This is a genomic window from Saccharothrix sp. S26, from assembly GCF_021390395.1.
GTDB lineage: Bacteria > Actinomycetota > Actinomycetes > Mycobacteriales > Pseudonocardiaceae > Actinosynnema.
Genome location: NZ_JAJUWT010000021.1, coordinates 49,437 through 64,843 on the forward strand (window position 1 = coordinate 49,437; position 15,407 = coordinate 64,843).

The 15,407-nt window shown below is 73.7% G+C and carries 18 protein-coding genes; 7 read left to right on the plus strand and 11 right to left on the minus strand.

Translation table 11 applies throughout. The annotated features are described in order from the left end of the window. Position 1: 1 nt before the first annotated feature. Entirely contained in the window at positions 2 to 946 is a 945-nt protein-coding gene (locus LZG04_RS29950; protein WP_233823157.1) for a P1 family peptidase, read from the minus strand. A gap of 139 nt (positions 947 to 1,085) precedes the next feature. After that, on the minus strand, positions 1,086 to 2,516 hold the full coding sequence (locus tag LZG04_RS29955; RefSeq protein WP_233823159.1) for an aminotransferase class I/II-fold pyridoxal phosphate-dependent enzyme: 1,431 nt from the start codon (positions 2,514 to 2,516) through the stop codon (positions 1,086 to 1,088). A 79-nt stretch (positions 2,517 to 2,595) separates the two neighbouring features. Here LZG04_RS29955 and LZG04_RS29960 point away from each other — a divergent pair, with 79 nt between their 5' ends. After that, complete coding sequence (locus LZG04_RS29960; protein WP_233823161.1) at positions 2,596 to 3,870, plus strand: carboxylesterase family protein; 1,275 nt, start codon at positions 2,596 to 2,598, stop codon at positions 3,868 to 3,870. On the opposite strand, the gene LZG04_RS29965 is transcribed toward LZG04_RS29960, so the two are convergent. After that, a complete protein-coding gene (locus LZG04_RS29965) occupies positions 3,863 to 4,762 on the minus strand; it encodes an LLM class flavin-dependent oxidoreductase (protein ID WP_233823162.1) in 900 nt (299 codons plus the stop codon). The two genes, LZG04_RS29960 and LZG04_RS29965, sit on opposite strands and share 8 nt — an antisense overlap. A 56-nt stretch (positions 4,763 to 4,818) precedes the next feature. On the opposite strand from LZG04_RS29965, the gene LZG04_RS29970 reads away from it, so the two are divergent. Then, positions 4,819 to 5,286, plus strand: a complete 468-nt coding sequence (locus LZG04_RS29970) for a MarR family winged helix-turn-helix transcriptional regulator (protein WP_233823164.1) — start codon at positions 4,819 to 4,821, stop codon at positions 5,284 to 5,286. On the opposite strand, the gene LZG04_RS29975 is transcribed toward LZG04_RS29970, so the two are convergent. The 3 genes from LZG04_RS29975 to LZG04_RS29985 all read right to left on the minus strand — a co-directional run bounded on the left by LZG04_RS29975 (position 5,277) and on the right by LZG04_RS29985 (position 8,759). Continuing rightward, a complete protein-coding gene (locus LZG04_RS29975; RefSeq protein WP_233823166.1) occupies positions 5,277 to 6,371 on the minus strand; it encodes an NAD(P)/FAD-dependent oxidoreductase in 1,095 nt (364 codons plus the stop codon). The two genes, LZG04_RS29970 and LZG04_RS29975, sit on opposite strands and share 10 nt — an antisense overlap. A 101-nt stretch (positions 6,372 to 6,472) precedes the next feature. Continuing rightward, positions 6,473 to 8,158 carry a DEAD/DEAH box helicase gene (locus tag LZG04_RS29980; protein WP_233823168.1) on the minus strand — a complete coding sequence of 562 codons (1,686 nt, stop codon included), beginning with the start codon at positions 8,156 to 8,158 and terminating at the stop codon, positions 6,473 to 6,475. A gap of 4 nt (positions 8,159 to 8,162) precedes the next feature. After that, a complete protein-coding gene (locus LZG04_RS29985; protein ID WP_233823170.1) occupies positions 8,163 to 8,759 on the minus strand; it encodes a hypothetical protein in 597 nt (198 codons plus the stop codon). Positions 8,760 to 9,076: 317 nt separating this feature from the next. Here LZG04_RS29985 and LZG04_RS29990 point away from each other — a divergent pair, with 317 nt between their 5' ends. Beyond that, positions 9,077 to 10,063: a Gfo/Idh/MocA family protein gene (locus tag LZG04_RS29990; protein ID WP_233823173.1), complete on the plus strand. Its 987-nt coding sequence runs from the start codon at positions 9,077 to 9,079 to the stop codon at positions 10,061 to 10,063. A gap of 298 nt (positions 10,064 to 10,361) precedes the next feature. On the opposite strand, the gene LZG04_RS42065 is transcribed toward LZG04_RS29990, so the two are convergent. Next, positions 10,362 to 10,487 (minus strand): hypothetical protein, encoded by a 126-nt coding sequence (locus LZG04_RS42065; RefSeq protein ID WP_267938336.1) that lies wholly within the window; start codon positions 10,485 to 10,487, stop codon positions 10,362 to 10,364. Between the two features lie 44 nt (positions 10,488 to 10,531). On the opposite strand from LZG04_RS42065, the gene LZG04_RS29995 reads away from it, so the two are divergent. Beyond that, on the plus strand, positions 10,532 to 10,813 hold the full coding sequence (locus tag LZG04_RS29995; protein WP_233823175.1) for a hypothetical protein: 282 nt from the start codon (positions 10,532 to 10,534) through the stop codon (positions 10,811 to 10,813). Here LZG04_RS29995 and LZG04_RS30000 read toward each other — a convergent pair. Together LZG04_RS30000 and LZG04_RS30005 are read right to left on the minus strand one after the other, a co-directional pair. Next, positions 10,755 to 11,327 carry an adenylate kinase gene (locus tag LZG04_RS30000; RefSeq protein WP_233823177.1) on the minus strand — a complete coding sequence of 191 codons (573 nt, stop codon included), beginning with the start codon at positions 11,325 to 11,327 and terminating at the stop codon, positions 10,755 to 10,757. The genes LZG04_RS29995 and LZG04_RS30000 overlap by 59 nt on opposite strands. Positions 11,328 to 11,442: 115 nt before the next feature. Beyond that, the gene (locus tag LZG04_RS30005; RefSeq protein ID WP_233823179.1) at positions 11,443 to 11,805 is read right to left on the minus strand and encodes a tryptophan 7-halogenase; all 363 of its coding nucleotides are present in this window, start codon (positions 11,803 to 11,805) and stop codon (positions 11,443 to 11,445) included. On the opposite strand from LZG04_RS30005, the gene LZG04_RS30010 reads away from it, so the two are divergent. Next, positions 11,720 to 12,295, plus strand: coding sequence for a hypothetical protein (locus LZG04_RS30010; RefSeq protein WP_233823441.1), 576 nt, complete (start codon positions 11,720 to 11,722; stop codon positions 12,293 to 12,295). The genes LZG04_RS30005 and LZG04_RS30010 overlap by 86 nt on opposite strands. Positions 12,296 to 12,311: 16 nt before the next feature. On the opposite strand, the gene LZG04_RS30015 is transcribed toward LZG04_RS30010, so the two are convergent. Together LZG04_RS30015 and LZG04_RS30020 are read right to left on the minus strand one after the other, a co-directional pair. Further along, positions 12,312 to 13,379, minus strand: a complete 1,068-nt coding sequence (locus LZG04_RS30015; RefSeq protein ID WP_233823181.1) for an LCP family protein — start codon at positions 13,377 to 13,379, stop codon at positions 12,312 to 12,314. After that, a complete protein-coding gene (locus LZG04_RS30020) occupies positions 13,376 to 13,879 on the minus strand; it encodes a SigE family RNA polymerase sigma factor (protein WP_233823183.1) in 504 nt (167 codons plus the stop codon). Before LZG04_RS30020 ends, LZG04_RS30015 begins: the two co-directional genes overlap by 4 nt. 160 nt (positions 13,880 to 14,039) lie before the next feature. Between LZG04_RS30020 and LZG04_RS30025 the strand changes: the two genes are divergently transcribed. Both LZG04_RS30025 and LZG04_RS30030 read left to right on the plus strand, forming a co-directional pair. Continuing rightward, entirely contained in the window at positions 14,040 to 14,738 is a 699-nt protein-coding gene (locus tag LZG04_RS30025; RefSeq protein WP_233823185.1) for a Clp protease N-terminal domain-containing protein, read from the plus strand. A gap of 179 nt (positions 14,739 to 14,917) precedes the next feature. Next, the gene (locus LZG04_RS30030; protein ID WP_233823187.1) at positions 14,918 to 15,349 is read left to right on the plus strand and encodes a PPOX class F420-dependent oxidoreductase; all 432 of its coding nucleotides are present in this window, start codon (positions 14,918 to 14,920) and stop codon (positions 15,347 to 15,349) included. The last annotated feature ends 58 nt before the right edge of the window (positions 15,350 to 15,407 follow it).

Here is a 15,407-nt window from a genome sequence, read left to right on the forward strand (position 1 = left end):
GTCAGTTCCCCCGGTACGTGGCGGCGGTGCGTGGGTAGAGCTCTCGGTAGGCCGCGAGGTGACCCCACGGCGTGGTGACGGAATGGGCCCGGAGCAGGCCGTGGACGAGCGCCCGGGCGAACACCGCGCGTGCGGCGGCGAGCACCTGGTCGACGTCCTCGGCGTCGTGCGTGCCGGTGGAGGTGGCGAACACCGTGTCGCCGTCGGTGAGGCCGTGGGCCGGGCGGACGGCGGTCGCGAGACCGTCCTGCGCCGCGTTGGCCAGGGCGAACAGGTGCGGCAGGCGGGCGTTCGTGGCGATCGCGCCGATGACGGTGTTGAACGGCTGCGCGTGCCCCTGCACGCGGGCCGCCCGCAGGTCGTCACCCTGGTAGGTGGGGAACTCGCCGGGCAGGCCGAGGTGGGCGGCGAACGGCAGGCCGGTGTCCACGTCGACGGACGGGCCGACCGCGTTGAGCGCGGCGACCGCGCCGACGACGACGCCACCGGGCAGCTCGGCGCTCGCCGTGCCCAGACCGCCCTTCAGCGTGGCGTTGAGCGCGCCCGTGCCGGCGCCGACGTTGCCCTGCGCCACCTCGACCCCGGCGTTGCGCACCGCCTCCGCGCCCTCCTCGGCCCCGGGCCGTGCGTGGAAGTCGCCACCGCGCCCCAGGTCGAACAACGCCGCGGCGGGCACGAACGCCCCGAGCTCCCGCGACGCCCCGTCAGCCGCCGCCAACCCGTACGCGCTCCCACCGGTGAGCACGACACCGCGCACCTCCCGACCGCCGTAGCGGGCGTCGAGCGCGGCCGTGTCCCGGGTCGCGGGCGCACCACCTCGGACATCCACAGTGGACCGCGAACCGGCCGGGAACAACACGGCCGTGACACCGGTCAACGCACCACCACCGATCCGCGTGGCGTGCCCGACCAGCACACCGGGCACATCGGTGATCGCGTTCCGCACACCGTCGATGCTACGACCGACCCACTTCGTCGGCTCCCGCGGTGTGGGCGTTCGGGTTCGCGGGTCGGGAACCGGGCCACCGAGTGCGTCGAGGTCCACGAGAACCGAAGCCCGGAGCCGGCCCGGCGTGAGCCGGCGGTCAGTCGGTCGTGAGCAGGGTGCGGCCCAGTTCGCGGACGACGGAGGCCAGCAGGTCGACGTCCTCCTCGGTGGTGCGCCAGTTCACGATCGCGGGACGCAGGGCGACCATGCCGCGGTAGACGGTGGTGCCCGCGTAGACGCGGCCGTCGTCGATCAGGGCCTCGCCCAGGCGGCGGTTCAGGTCGTCCAGGGCGGATTCCGGGACGCCCGGTGGGCGGTAGCGGAAGCAGACGATGAAGAGGGTGATCGGGGCCAGCAGTTCGAGGTCGGGTGCCTCTTCGATGCGGCGGCCCAGGCGCAGGGCCAGGTCTTGGTGGCGTTCGACCATGGCGCGGTGGCCGTCGCGGCCGTAGGCGCGCAGGGTGGCCCACAGCGGGAAGGCGCGGGCGCGGCGGGAGGACTCCGGGCCGCGCGTGTTGTAGTTGACGAACTCGTCGTCCGGGTCGGGCAGGTAGGCGGTGTGCCAGCCGCCGAAGGTCCGCTCCAGGGCGGCCGGGTCGCGCACGAACGCCATGCCGCTGTCGTACGGCACGTTGAGCCACTTGTGGCCGTCGGCGGCCACCGAGTCGGCCCGCTCCACGCCGCGCACCAGCCCGGCCGTGCGCGGCGACACGGCGGCGAACAGGCCGAACGCGCCGTCCACGTGCAGCCACGCCCCGTGCCGCTGCGCCAGGTCGGCCATCGCGTCGAGCGGGTCGTAGTCGCCGCCGTTGACCTCACCCGCGTTGCCGATCAGCACCGCCGGCCCCGACGACGCCAGCTCCCGGTCGAGGGCGTCGACGTCGAGCCTGCCCGCGTCGTCACGGGCCAGCACCCGCACCGCGTCGCGCCCCAACCCCAGCAGTTGCAACGCCTTGCGGCTGCTCGGGTGCACGTACCCGCTGGAGAACACCGGCAGCCGCGGCAGCCCGACCAGGCCGTCCGCGGCGACGTCCACCCCGTGCCGCCGCGCCCACCAGTCCCGCGCGCACGCCAACCCGGTCAGGTTCGCGGCCGTCGCGCTCGGCGTGAGCACCCCGCCGTGCGACTCGGGCAGCCCCAACAGCTCTTTCAACCACCGCAGCACCACCGTCTCGGCGCGCGCGGCCAGCGGCGAGGTCAGCCACAGCCCGGTGGCCTGGTCCAGCAGCGACGTCACCCAGTCCGCCGCCTGCGCGGCCGGGGTCGCGCCACCGACCACGAAGTGGAAGAACCGGGGCCCGGACGAGTGCGTGGCGGCCCGCGTCCCGATCCGCAGCAGGTCCGCGACGGCGGCGATCGTGCCGTCGCCCGCCTGCGGCAGCGGCCCGTCCAGGTCGTCGACCAGGTGGGCGTGCGTGGCGTCGCGCACCGGCAGGTGCGGCAACGCGTCGAGGTACGGCCCGGCGGCCCGCGCCACCATCCCCAACGCCTCGGCGGCGTCCTCTCGAGCGTTCAGCGGATCACCCATCTTCGCAGGGTAGGCGCTGGTGGGCGATGTGGGCACCCGGCTCGACGCGCGGGCCGCGGCCACGGCAGAGTGCGCGCCGATGACACGACGTGGGCGGTTCAGGGGCCGGGCGGTCGACGCGGAGGTGGACGCCTTCCTCGGCATCCGGTACGCCGAGCCGCCGTTCGGCGCGCGCCGGTTCGCCGCGCCCGTGCCGGTCGACGACGCGGGCGACCGCCGGGAGTTCGGCCCGATCGCGCCGCAGTCCGCGCGGCTGCCCGGCGCACCGGTGTGGCGGCCGGGCGACGAGGACGTGCTGACCCTCAACGTGTGGACGCCGTCCACTTCGGACGGACCGTGGCCGGTGCTGCTGTACCTCCACGGCGGTGCTTACACGTTCGGGTCGTCGGCCCAGCCGGACTACGACGGCACGGCGTTGGCACGGGCCGGGCTGGTCGTCGTCACGTGCAACTACCGGCTCGGGTTCGAGGGCTTCGGGCACGTGGACGGCCACCCGGACAACCGGGGGCTGCTCGACCAGCGGGCCGCGCTGCGGTGGGTGCGGGAGCACATCGCGGTCTTCGGCGGCGACCCGGACGACGTCACGGTCGGCGGCCAGTCGGCAGGCGCCGGGTCGGCGTTGTTCCTGGCGGCGTCGGAGCCGGTGCGGCGGGTCATCGCGCACAGCGTGCCGAACCGGGTCTGCACGCCGGGGTTCGCGCGGCGGGTCGCGGAGTGGATCGACAGCACGACGCCGGAGTCGGCGGTGGCGTCGGCCGACGCGCTCGTCGCCGCGCAGCGCACCGGGCCGTTGAGCTACGACCCGGTGCTGTTCGGGCCGGTCGCCGACGCGCTGCCCGCCTTGGCGGTGGACGCCCTGCTGTGCCACACGGACGTCGAGTACGCGCTGTTCGACGCGGTGGGCACGTTCCGGCCGCCCGCCGACCTGCGGGTGTTCGGCCGCGACTGGGGCATCCCCGACCACGTCATCGCCGCGTACGAGCACTTCGAGGACGCGCACGTGCGGCTCGCGGGCGACTTCGTCTTCGCCGAGCCCACCGCCAGGCTCGCCGAGGCGCACGGCCGGGCGTTCCTGGCCCGGTTCACCCGGCCTCCCGCGTGGCACACCGCCGACGTGCCGTTCTCGTTCGGCAACCTGGCCGGGAACGAGTTCCTGATCGGCGGCCCGGCCGGTGACGACGAGCGCGCGCTGTCCCGTCGGATGCTCCGCGCGTGGGTCGACTTCTGCACCACCGGCGATCCCGGGTGGACGGGTGTGCACCACTGGGGCGAGGAGGTCGAGTCGCGGCGCGAGGCGTGGCGGGGTGTGGACCTCCCCGCACCCGTCGACCACCCCGTCGAGCCGGTCACCTGACCGCTTCGCGCACCGCGGGCACGATCTCGTTCGCCCACGTCCCGAGCGCGACGTCGGTCAGCGGCTCGCGGACCGGGAAGTACACGAACCCGGCCGCGTCGTGCTCCAGCACCGCGCCGGTCAGCTCCTCGACCCACTGGTCGACCGAACCGCCGACCCACCGGCCGTCCGCGTCACGGGTCGCGGCGAGCGGGGTGGGCGAGATCGTCCCCGGCAGGTTGTAGATCGTGGCCACCTCGCGCGGATCCCGGCCGGCGGCCGCCGCCGCCTCGTCGATCACGGGCCGGGACGTGCGGTAGCGCTCGCTGAGCCAGTCCGCCGCGTGGCCGGGGATCCACCCGTCGGCGAGCTTGCCGGTGACCGCGAGCGACTTCGGCCCCACCGAGCCCGTCCACACCGGTGGTGCGGGCGTCGGGGCCGGGTGCAGCGCGGAGACCCGGTAGAACTCGCCGTCGAACGTCACCGGCTCGCCGCCACCGGACAACGCCCGGACCAGCGTGATGGCCTCCTCCATCGCGCGGACGGCCGCACCGGGCGTCAGCCGCGCGAAGCCCATCCTGGCGATGTCGTCCCACAACCCGCCCGCGCCGATGCCCAGCACGATCCGGCCCGATGTCAGCTCCGACAGCGACGTCACCGCGCGGGCGAGCACGGGCGCGGGCCGGCTCGGCAGGTTGGTCACGCTGACCAGGCCGGTGATGCCGGTCGTGGCGCCCAGCGCGACGCTCACCAGCGCGTAGGCGTCCAGTCGGTCGCCGAAGTAGGGGTGGTCGGAGGCGCTGAACAGGTCCAGGCCCGCGCGGTCGGCCTCGACGGCCTGCCGCAGGCCGTCCCCGGCCCGGCTGACGGCCGTGCTGATCCCGACCCCGAACAACGGCTCGCGCGTCGACATGGCGTGAAGTCCTTCCCGATGGATGGTTCGCGGTACGAACGAGTATCGTGGCCACCATGGCCGAAGCGGTGGGTGAGCGGATGGGTGTGGTCACCGCCCTGGTCCGCTCCGCTTTCCTGGTGGACGCGGTGTACGCCGACTCGGCCCGGGAGTACGGCCTGACCCAGCAGCAGGGGCAGTTGCTGTGCGTGCTAATGCCCCGGTCCTACGGCATGGGCGAGTTGGGCGAGGTGCTGGGCCTGGCGAAGTCGAGCCTGAGCGGCCTGGTCGACCGGACCGCGAAGCGCGGGCTGGTCCGCCGCGAGACGGACCCGTCGGACAGCCGCGCGGTCCGGGTCGGGCTGACCGAGGAGGGCGGCCGGCTCGCCGGCGAGTTCTACGCCGAGACGTGCCGCCGCATCGAGCGGCTGCCCTCCGGCCTGGGCGACGACGAGCGCCAGGCCCTCGCGGACCTGCTCGCCCGCGTGGTGCGGGACAACGAGGTGCCGCCGGTATTCATGGTGCTCGACGAGGATCAGGGCTGACGGTCCACCCCGAACAGCTCGACGAACCGCCCGGTGAACAGGTCCGCGCCCTTGTACCGGGCGACCGCCTCCGGCGGCAGGATCGTCGTGCCGTCCGGGGTGGGGAACTGGCCGACCCCGGCCTCCGGACCCAGCGGCAGCAGGATGGACGGCACCGGTGACGGGTGGTAGGTGGCCGTGGGTCGCTCGCCGCGCACCCGCGCGAGGATGTTCTTCGCCACCACGTCGGCGTGCTGCATCGCGTACCCGGCCATCTTCGCCTCGGCCAGGTCGGTGATGTCGCCGACCGCGTGGACGTGCTCGAAGCCCTCGACGGTGAGCGACTCGGTGACGCGCACCCGGCCCTGCGGCGTCACGGCGGCGGACAGCGCGTCGTCCAGGAACCCGCCGTTGACGCGCACCCCGTGGCAGCGGAACCAGATGTCGGCGGTGATCGGGCCACCGGTCGTCCCGACGGTGAACGTCCCGGCCCGCGCGGGCTCGGTCGGCGGCTGCTCGGTCAGCGCCGTGCCCAGCCGCACCCGCACGCCCAGCTCGTCGAGCTGTCGGTGCAGCGCCTCGCGCAGGTCGGGCTCGAATCCGGGCACCAGCCGTTCGGCCGGGTCGACCACCGTCACCCGCTTGTCCGGCCACACCGCCTTGATCTCACCGGACAGCTCCAGCCCGACCGGACCCGCGCCGACGATCAGCACGCGTGGCGCGTCGGCGAGCTCCTTGTGGGTGGCGCGCAGCCGCTCCAACGCCTCGGCGGCCGAGTCGGTGTCCGTCTTCGCCGGGTACGGGTAGCCGGAACCGGTGGCCAGCACGACGTGGTCGGCGGCGATGCGTTCGCCGGACGGCAGCGTGACGCCGTCCGGGCCGACCGAGGCAGCCCGGTCGCGGACGACCCGGCCGCGGGTGAGCAGCCGGTCGTACGGGAAGAAGATGTTCTCCGCCCAGTCCGGCCGCACCAAAGCCCGCAACGACCCGGCGGCGTGCACGAACGCTTCCTTCGGCTCCACCAGGACCACGTCGGTGTGCTCGTCCAGCGCCTTGGCCACCGCGGACCCGCCGTACCCGCCGCCCACCACGACAACACGACTCATCGGAACACGCTCCCCAGCGATCAGTAGTTCGTCCTACGAACCACAGTAGTTCGTAGGACGAACTGAATCAAATCGCGTGGGGTTCGCGTCCCGCACGGTGGTCAGCGCGGGTCGTCGCGCTCCCGCCGCACGGTGACCTTGCGGCCCTTGATGGTCGCGCCCCGCAGGGACGCGATCACCTGCTGCGCCGCCGAGTCCGGCACCTCCACCAGCGAGAACCGGTCGGCGATCTCGATCGCGCCGATGTCGCGGCCGTTGAGGCGCGCCTCGCCCGCGATCGCGCCCACCAGGTCCTGCGGCCGGATGCCCGAGCTGCGGCCCGCGCCGACGAACAGCCTCGTCATGCCCGCGGACGGGCGGCGAGGACGACGCGGCTCGCGGCGGTCGCCACCGCCGTCGCGGCCGCGGCGCTCGTTGGGGCCCGACCGCGGCACATACTCCGGGATCTCCTCCTCGTCCGCCGCCGCGCCGGTGGCCTCGTGCGCGAGCTTGACCGCCGCCAGCGCCACCTCCATGACGTCGAACTCGTCGGTGAGCGTCTCCACCACGACCCGGAAGCTCTCCAGGTCGTCCTCCAGCAGGCTCTCGTGCAGCGCGGCGCGGGTCAGCTCCAGCCGGCGCGCCCGCAGGTCCGCGATCGTGGGGACCTTCTCCACGTGGATGCGCTGCTTGGTGACGCGCTCGATCGTCTTGAGCATGCCGTGCTCGCGCGGCTCGGCCAGGGTGATCGCCACGCCCTCGCGGCCCGCGCGCCCGATCCGGCCGATGCGGTGCACGTAGGACTCCGGCGCGGACGGCACGTTGTAGTTGACCACGTGCGTCAGCTGCTCGATGTCCAGGCCGCGGGCCGCCACGTCGGTGGCCACCAGCAGGTCGGCCGTGCCGTTGCGCAGCCGCGCCATCACGCGGTCGCGCTGCTCCTGGCTGATGCCGCCGTGCAGCGACTCCGCCCGGTAGCCGCGCCCGTTCAACGTCTCGGTGAGCTGGTCGACCTCGTCGCGGGTCCGGCAGAACACGATCGCCGCAGTCGGCGCCTCGACGTCCAGCACCCGGCCCAGCGCGGCAGGCTTGTGCGCCCGCGGCACGACGTACGCGCTCTGCCGCACGCGCGGCGCCTCGCCCGGCTCCGCCTGCTCGCGGCCGATGGTGATGCGCACCGGGTCGGACAGGTGCCGGCGGGCCAGCCGGTCGATGCGGCCGGGCATGGTCGCGGAGAACAGCACGGTCTGCCGCTCGGCGGGCGTCTCGGCCAGGATCGTGTCCAGGTCCTCGGCGAAGCCCATGTCCAGCATCTCGTCGGCCTCGTCGAGCACGACGACTTCCAGGTGCTCCAGCTTCAGCGTGCCCCGGTTGAGGTGGTCGACCGCGCGGCCCGGCGTGGCCACGACGACGTCCACGCCCTGCTCCAGCACGCGCAGCTGCCGCCCGATGGGCTGGCCGCCGTAGATCGGCAGCACCCGCGCGCCCAGCTCCCGGCCGTACCGGTGCACGGCTTCGGAGACCTGGACCGCCAGCTCCCGCGTCGGCACCAGGACGAGCGCGAACGGGGCCCGCTCCCCGCGCTCGCCGCTCGCCATGCGCTCCAGCACGGGCAGCGCGAACGCCGCGGTCTTGCCGGTGCCGGTGGCGGCCTGTCCCAGCAGGTCACGGCCCGCGGTCAGCGGCGGGATGGCTTCACGTTGGATGGGGGTGGGCTCCTCGTAGCCGAGGCCGGACAGCGCCCGGAGCAGTTCGGGGCGCAACCCGAGGTCGGCGAAGCTGGTCCGGTCGTCGGGCTCGTCGTTCATGCCGTCAAGTCTCGCTGATCGCCCCTGAACCGCTCGGTGAGGGGGGTCGGCCGAGGAGGTGGTCGTGCAGTTCGGCGTGTCGGAACTGGTAGACGGGGCCCACCGCGCGCAGCAGCCCCAACCGGTGTACGTCGTCCAGGAAAGCGAGCAGGTCGCGCGGCAGCACGCGGGCGCGGGCGAGCTTGACCGTGGCGACGAGGTAGGCCGGCCAGGCGTGGTGGTTGCCGAAGCCCAGCGCCATCCCCAGGACCATGATCGCGGCCGGCACGGTCACCGCGGTGAGCCGCGACCCGACCAGGCCGGGCAGCAGGGTCAGCGCGGTCGCGACCAGGGCCATGCCGAACGTGCGCACGAACGTGAGCGTGCGATCGGCGCGGAGGGTGCTGAGCGCGGTGGCGGCACGATCGGCGACGGCGGCGCGCTCGACCCGGGACACCCCGGCGAACACCGACGCGATCAACCCGACCGTCGCCCCCGCCGTGAGCCCGGACAGCACCTCGCCCCACGGGATGAACGGCAGCAGCGCCAAGCCCGTCACCAGGCAGGCCGCCACGGTCAGGAGCCCGAGCCGGACCGCCGCATCGCGCCGTCGCGAGACCATCCGCACATCTTGGGGGCCGCGACGGGTCGAGGTCGACCATCGACCCGCCGGATTGTGGTGAATCGATGGCGAACCGCCGATCTCGGGGCAGCGTCGGAAGTAGCGGACAAATCGGAAACCAACCCGCGAAGGTGATGGTGGATAATGTCAGCGCGTTTCGCGATCGGCGTCCCCGTCGTGGTCGACTTCCCGGTGGCGTGCCTCGAAATCGACACCGAGCATGAGTGTCCGACCCCGGGGCGAGTGGTGTGCGTTACTTGGGTGCGCGGAAGGTCCGGTATGCGCGCGACCTGCGGTGAACCGGTTAAGGTGTTGGGGTGCGACCGTTGCGTTGGGGTGTCCTCGGGGCCACGGCCCACATCGCAGGCCGGGTGCTGCCCGCGATCCACCGCACGGCGGGCAACGCGGTGGTGGCCGTGGCGAGCCGGGAAGGCAGGCGAGCGGCGGCCGAGGAGGTGGCGCGGCCGTTCGGGGCGCGGGTGCACGACGGGTACGACGCGGTGCTCGCGGACCTCGACGTGGACGCGGTGTACATCGCGCTGCCCAACACGCAGCACGTGCCGTGGACGTTGCGCGCGCTGGACGCCGGCAAGCACGTGCTGGTGGAGAAGCCGATGGCACTGTCCGAAGAGGACTGCGTGCGCGTCGAGCGCGCCGCCGCCGACCTGGTGGTCATGGAGGCGTACATGTACCGCTTCCACCCCCAGCAGAGGCGTGCCGCCGAAATACTGGACTCCGGCGAGATCGGCGAGCTGCGGGTGGTGCGGTCGGCGTTCGCGTACCCCACCGCCGTCGAGGGCAACATCCGGTTCGACCCGGCGCTGGGCGGCGGTGCGACCTGGGACGTCGGCTGCTACGCGTTCGACGTGCCGCTGTGGGCGTTCGACGCCGAGCCGCGGGCCGTGCGGGCGCGGTTCCACTCGCGCGAGGTCGACGTGAGCGCGGTGGCCACCCTCGACTTCGGTGACGGCCGCTGGGCCGTGCTGGACTACAGCCTCGAGTACGGACCGCGCGCCGCCTACGACTTGCAGGGCACGCGCGGCTCCATCTCGGTGCGCAACGCGTGGACCCGCCCGGACGAGCAGGGCCTGATCACGGTCGCCACGCTGGACGGCGTGCGCGACGAGGTCGTGCCCGCCTCCGACGCCTACGAGCACCAGGCCGCCGCGTTCGCCGAGGCCGTGTGGGAGAAGGTCACGCCGCTGGTGTCGCTCGCCCACTCCGCGCGCACGGCCCGGGTGGGCGAGGCGCTGGTGCGGTCCGCCGCGACCGGCGGCGAGGTGCACCTCCGCCGCCGGCCGTGACGCGTCAGTCCAGCGCCGCCGCGGCTTCCACCGGGGCGTGCGCAGCACGTACGCCGTGGACAGCACGGTCGGCAGCAGCGTCAGCCCGGTCGCCGACCCGCTGAACCAGCGGTTGTGGAGGCTGGCCGCCGTCAACGACTCGGTCGGCCGCGTCACCGCCGCGCCGCGTCCCGCGACGAACGCCGCGATCAGGGCGCTGAGCAACGAGATGCCGACACCGGCGACCACGGGGATTTCCGGCGGCTCGGGCTCGCGTTGGACCGGGATCCGGAGCTCATCCCATCGCGGGCAACCGGTTCTACGGGACGTTGGCCCTCGAGCGGGCGATCACCATGGAGGAGTTGTCCTGCGCCGACGTCGGCATGCTGGTCGCCTCGGCCGGACCCCTGCCGGCCGGGTCCTGGTCGACCTGCTCGCCGACCACGAGCAGAAGGAGTGGTTCTACGGCCGGATGCTCGCCGAGCCACTGTGGACGTTCTTCGCCCTCACCGAACCCGACCGCGGCTCAGGGTCGTCTTCGCCCGCGCCGGCTCCGGCCCGCTCGACACCACGCGCGCGGCCTGCGAGTTCTTCGGCGTCGGAGCCCGCTTCGACCACCTGCGGCTGGACAAGCTGGTCCGCGACGCGCGCGGGCTGGAGTTCATCGAGGGCATGTCGAACATGCAGAAGGTGAACCTGTTCCAGGGCCTGTTCACCGGGAAGCTGGACCCGGACGACCCGTTCCGGGTGGGCGTCGGCTCACCGCGCTGAACCCGGCCAGCCACCGCGCCACCGCGGCGGCCGACCGCAACCGCACCCACGGCACCCCGGCCGCCGCCAGTCGGCCGGGGTACTCGGCCAGGTGCCTGCGCCGGGCCTTCACCGCCCACACCAGCACCGAGTTCCGGCTGAAGAGGAACGCGGGCGTCTCCCGGTTGCCGTTCCACAGCTCGGTCCGGCGCGCGATCCGGGACGCGGTGCGCCGCGCCAACCGCGGCAGGACCACCCGCAGCGGCAGGTCCAGCCACACGATCAGGTCGGCCCGGTGCCACAGCACGTCCGCGGTCAACCTGGCGAGGTTGCCGTCGGCCACCCACGCGGGCCCTTCGGTCGCCGCCGCCAGCCGGGCCCGGAACTCGTCGTCCGGTGGCGTGGTCCAGTCCGGGCCGTGCTGGATCGCGTCCAGCTCCACGTGCGGGCCGTCGACCAGCCGGGCGAGCTCACGCGCCAACGTCGACTTGCCCGCGCCGCTGGCACCGAGGACGACGATCCGCCGTGGGGTCACCACGCAGGGATACCAGACGGTCGCGTTCCCGGGCCACCGCATTGCCCGGCGCACGGCGACGAGCCCACCGGGCCGGGGGACCGGTGGGCTCGTCTTTTCCCGGGCGGAGGTAAACCTATTTGCCGTGCAGCTGCTTGAGGTACCCGTAGGTGCTCGGCAGCGTGGTCAGCAGTTCCTTCTGCGTCGGCTTGATCTGCGCGAACACCGGTTCCGCCGAGTCCAGCACGTCCTGGCGCGCGGCGAGCGCGGGCAGGCTGTGGTCGGGCGGGTGGTCCAGCCCGGCGAAGATGCAGTAGTAGTTGCTCCAGAATTCGCGGAACTCGGCGTCGAAGTTCGCGTAGCAGGTCGACTTGGCGGTGATCGGCATGTTCACCGCGAGACCGGCTTTGTACATGCGAACCTTCTCCTGGAAGTCGTCCGCCGGCCGTAGCTCCTTGCACGCCTGCCAGAACGCGGTGTCGTTGCGCGGGCCCGCCATCCTCGGCGAGGTCGGCGGCGGCTACCTCGGCGGTCGGCTGGCGCGCCAGGACCGGCGCACGTCGCTGACGGTCGGCGTGCTGGTCAACACCCGCGGCCTGACCGAGATCGTCGTGCTCCAGGCCGGGTACAGCGGCGGGCTGCTGCTCGACGGCGGCGACGGCGTGCGCGTCGAACCCGGCGGCATCGACCTGTTCGCGTGGCGCACCTGGCTGGACGCGCCGCACGGCGCGCCCGTCGACCTCGGCCACCCGCCCGCACCCTCGGTCGAGGACGTGATCCGCGTGTGGGTGGGCGACCGGCGCGACGGGCCGCACGTCGACGTCCGCCGCGGCGCGTCGCCCGCGACGCCGCGCGCCGCGCAGCGCGACCTGGTCGACTTCCTGGGCCCCTCGCGCGGCTGGGCCGGCGTCCACTCGCCGGGCCAGGAGGAACTCCTGGTGGCGAGCGTGGACGCCGGCCCGCAGATCACCGAGCCGTTGCCGCTGTAGCGGGTTCACGCAGCAGCTAGTTCACGCAGTCGCGCTCGGACGGCTGCCTGCCGGGCTCCTCGGTCTCCGTGGCCGGCAGCGGGATCGAGTGGCCGCCCGTGGGCGTGCCGGTCGCGCCCTCGGCGAAGAACTCCGCCGCGAACGCCCGGACCGCCGCCGGGTCGACCGCCCGGCCCTGCTCCAGGCCGACCGCGACCTCCTCGCCGAGCGGGATGATCGCGGTCCGCACGGCCGGGGTGAGCCGCCGGGCGAACTCCGGCAGGTCCCAGCCCGGGTCGGTGCGCACGGCGGACCGGGCCGCCTCGACCACGCGGGCGAGCCGGGCCGGGTCGCCACCGCCGACCACCTTCGCCCCCAGGGCGCGCAGGAACAGCTGCTGGCGCACGATCCGGTCCAGGTCGCCGTTGCGCAGGCCGTTGCGCTGCCGCAGGAACGCCAGCGCCTGCGCCCCGTTCAGCGACACCGGCCCGTTGGGCAGGTCGACGCCGGAGAGCGGGTCGCGCACCGGCCGCCGCAGGCAGACGTCCACGCCGCCCACCGCGTCCGCCAGCGTGACGAGGCCGGCCATGTCCAGCGTCACGTGGTGGTCGACCTCCACGCCGGTCAACGACTCGACCGCGCCGGTCAACGCCTCCGCGCCCGCCCGGTCGCCCTCGGGCCCCCCGACCCGCTGCACGGCGCGCCCGTAGGCCGAGCTCAGCCTGGCCGGGCCCACGCCGGGCAGGTCGACCACCGCGTCACGGGGCAGCCAGGCGGCACTGGTCGTGCCGTCGTCACCGACCCGCGCGAGGACGATCGAATCGGTGTTGCCCGCGCCGTCGGTGCCGATCAACAGCACCGTGCGCGCGGTCGGCGTGACCTGGCCCGCGGGCGGCGCGGACGCGGTCCGGTCCACGCTCAGCGGCACGATCACCGCGACGGCGGCCGCGGCGGCGGTCAGCCCGGCGGCGGCGAACAACGCGATCGGCCGCCGTCGCGAGCGCTTGCCGTGCAGGTTCGCCAGCACGGACCGGTGGTCGACGGCCTGGTCGGCCTCGGCCGCGATCGCCTCGCGGATGAGCGCTTCCTGTCGGGTGTCGGTCATCGCAGCACCTCCGACGGCGTGTTCTCGTTGACCCGCAACGTGTGCAGCGCGCGGGAGATGTGGCTGCGCACGGTGCCTTCCGTGCAACCGAGGATCTTGGCGATCTCGGCGTCGGTGCTGTCCTCGTAGTAGCGCAGCACGAGGGCGGCGCGCTGCTTGCGCGGCAGCACGGCGATCCGGGCGCGCATCGCGTCCCGCTCGGCGTGGCGGTCGGCCGGGTCGGCGACGGCGGGGGCCAGCTCGTCCAGCGAGACGTGCGTCGCGGAGACGTCCCGGGCCGCCCGGCGCCGCCGCCACGACAGGTACTCGTTGGTCACCATCCGCTTGACGTAGAGGTAGGGCGCGTCGACCGCCCCGATCCGCGCCCACTTCTGCCGCGCGCGCAGCAGCACGTCCTGGACGATGTCCTGGGCGAGGTGCTTGTCGCACGTCAGCGCCGTGGCGTAGCGCAATAGTCGGTCGAGACGTTCGGTGACGAACTGGTCGTAGTCGGCCGGCACGTCGCCCCCTTCTGCCTGCTGTCGGTTTCGCGTGGCGGTCGGGAAACCCTTCGGGAGACGCGCGACGTTGAACCAGTCGGGTGTGACGTGCGCCACCCGTTGTTTCTAACCCCTTGTAGGGGTATAGATGGGGTTAGGAACAAAGCCGAGGGGTGGCGTCATGCCGAAGATCAACGTGTACCTGCCGGACGAGCTGGCTGAGCAGGTCAAGGAGACGGGTGTGCCGGTGTCGGCCGTGTGCCAGCGCGCGTTGGAGCAGGCCGTGCGGCGGATCGGCACGATCAGGGCGATCAGGTTCGACGACCCGGCGTCCGAGGAGGTGGCGGCGCGCCAGTCGCGGTTCACCGACCGGGTGCGCGCGGTGTTGCGCCTGGCGGCCGACCGGGCCCGCGCGGACGGTTCGGCGACCGTGGACACCGAGCACCTGCTGGCCGGCGTGCTCGCCGAGGGCGGGAACCTCGCCTTGCGGGTCCTGCAGGCGATGGACGTCGACCCGGAGCGCATCAGCCTGCCCGCGCGCTCCGGCTCCGACACGCCGGCCGCGTACGGCCCGCAGGCGGCCGTCGCCCTGGAGCTGGCCGTCACCGAGGCGCTCACGCTGGGGCACAACTACGTCGGCTGCGAGCACCTGCTGATCGGCCTGGTCGCCGAACCGGACGGCACGGCGGGCGAGGTGCTGCGCGGCCTCGGCGTCGAGCCGCGCGCCACGCGCCAGACCGTGGTGGCGGCGTTGAGCGGGTTCGCGCACCTGCAGGCGGCCACGGCCGCGCAGCCCGACCCGACCGCGATGATCGCCGCCGTGGTCCGACGGGAGCTCCAGCCGGTCATCGAGCGGATCGAGCGCCTGGAGAACGACTGAGCCGAACGCGCGGTCCGCGGGCGCACCGGGAGGTCGACCGCGGACCGCGTTCTCTTCCGCGACGGCCAGGGCGCATCGGGAGGGCGGTGTGGAAAGGGGTGGCGGTGAACGGCTCGCGGAGACGGCGCGGAGACCACCCCGAGATCATCGCAGCGGGGACGAAGCCCCATAATTCGCCCATGACCGCTTCGTCATTCGACCCGCACGACCTGCTTGCGGACAGCCGCATCGGCGTGCTCGCCACGATCAAGAAGAACGGCTTACCCCAGCTGACGCCCGTGATGCCGTTCTACGACCGGGACGCGGGGGTGGTCTACGTGTCGACGAGCGAGGGGACGGCCAAGACCGCGAACCTGCGCCGCGACCCGCGCGCCGCGCTGGAGGTCGGCAGCCCCGACGGCTGGTCGTGGGCGACCGCCGAGGGCACCGTCACCCTGACCGGCCCGGGAACCGACCCCAACGGGCCCGAGGTCCAGGCGCTGGTCGACTACTACCGCACGGCCGCGGGCGAGCACCCGGACTGGGAGGAGTACCGGACGGCCATGGTCGCCCAACGCCGGGTGCTGATCACGCTCAAGGTCGACCACGTCTACGGCAGCAAGGTCAACTGAGCGGGGTGCGGGCCGCGGGAAGAAGACCGCGTCCGTCGCCGACGACCACGGTCTTCTT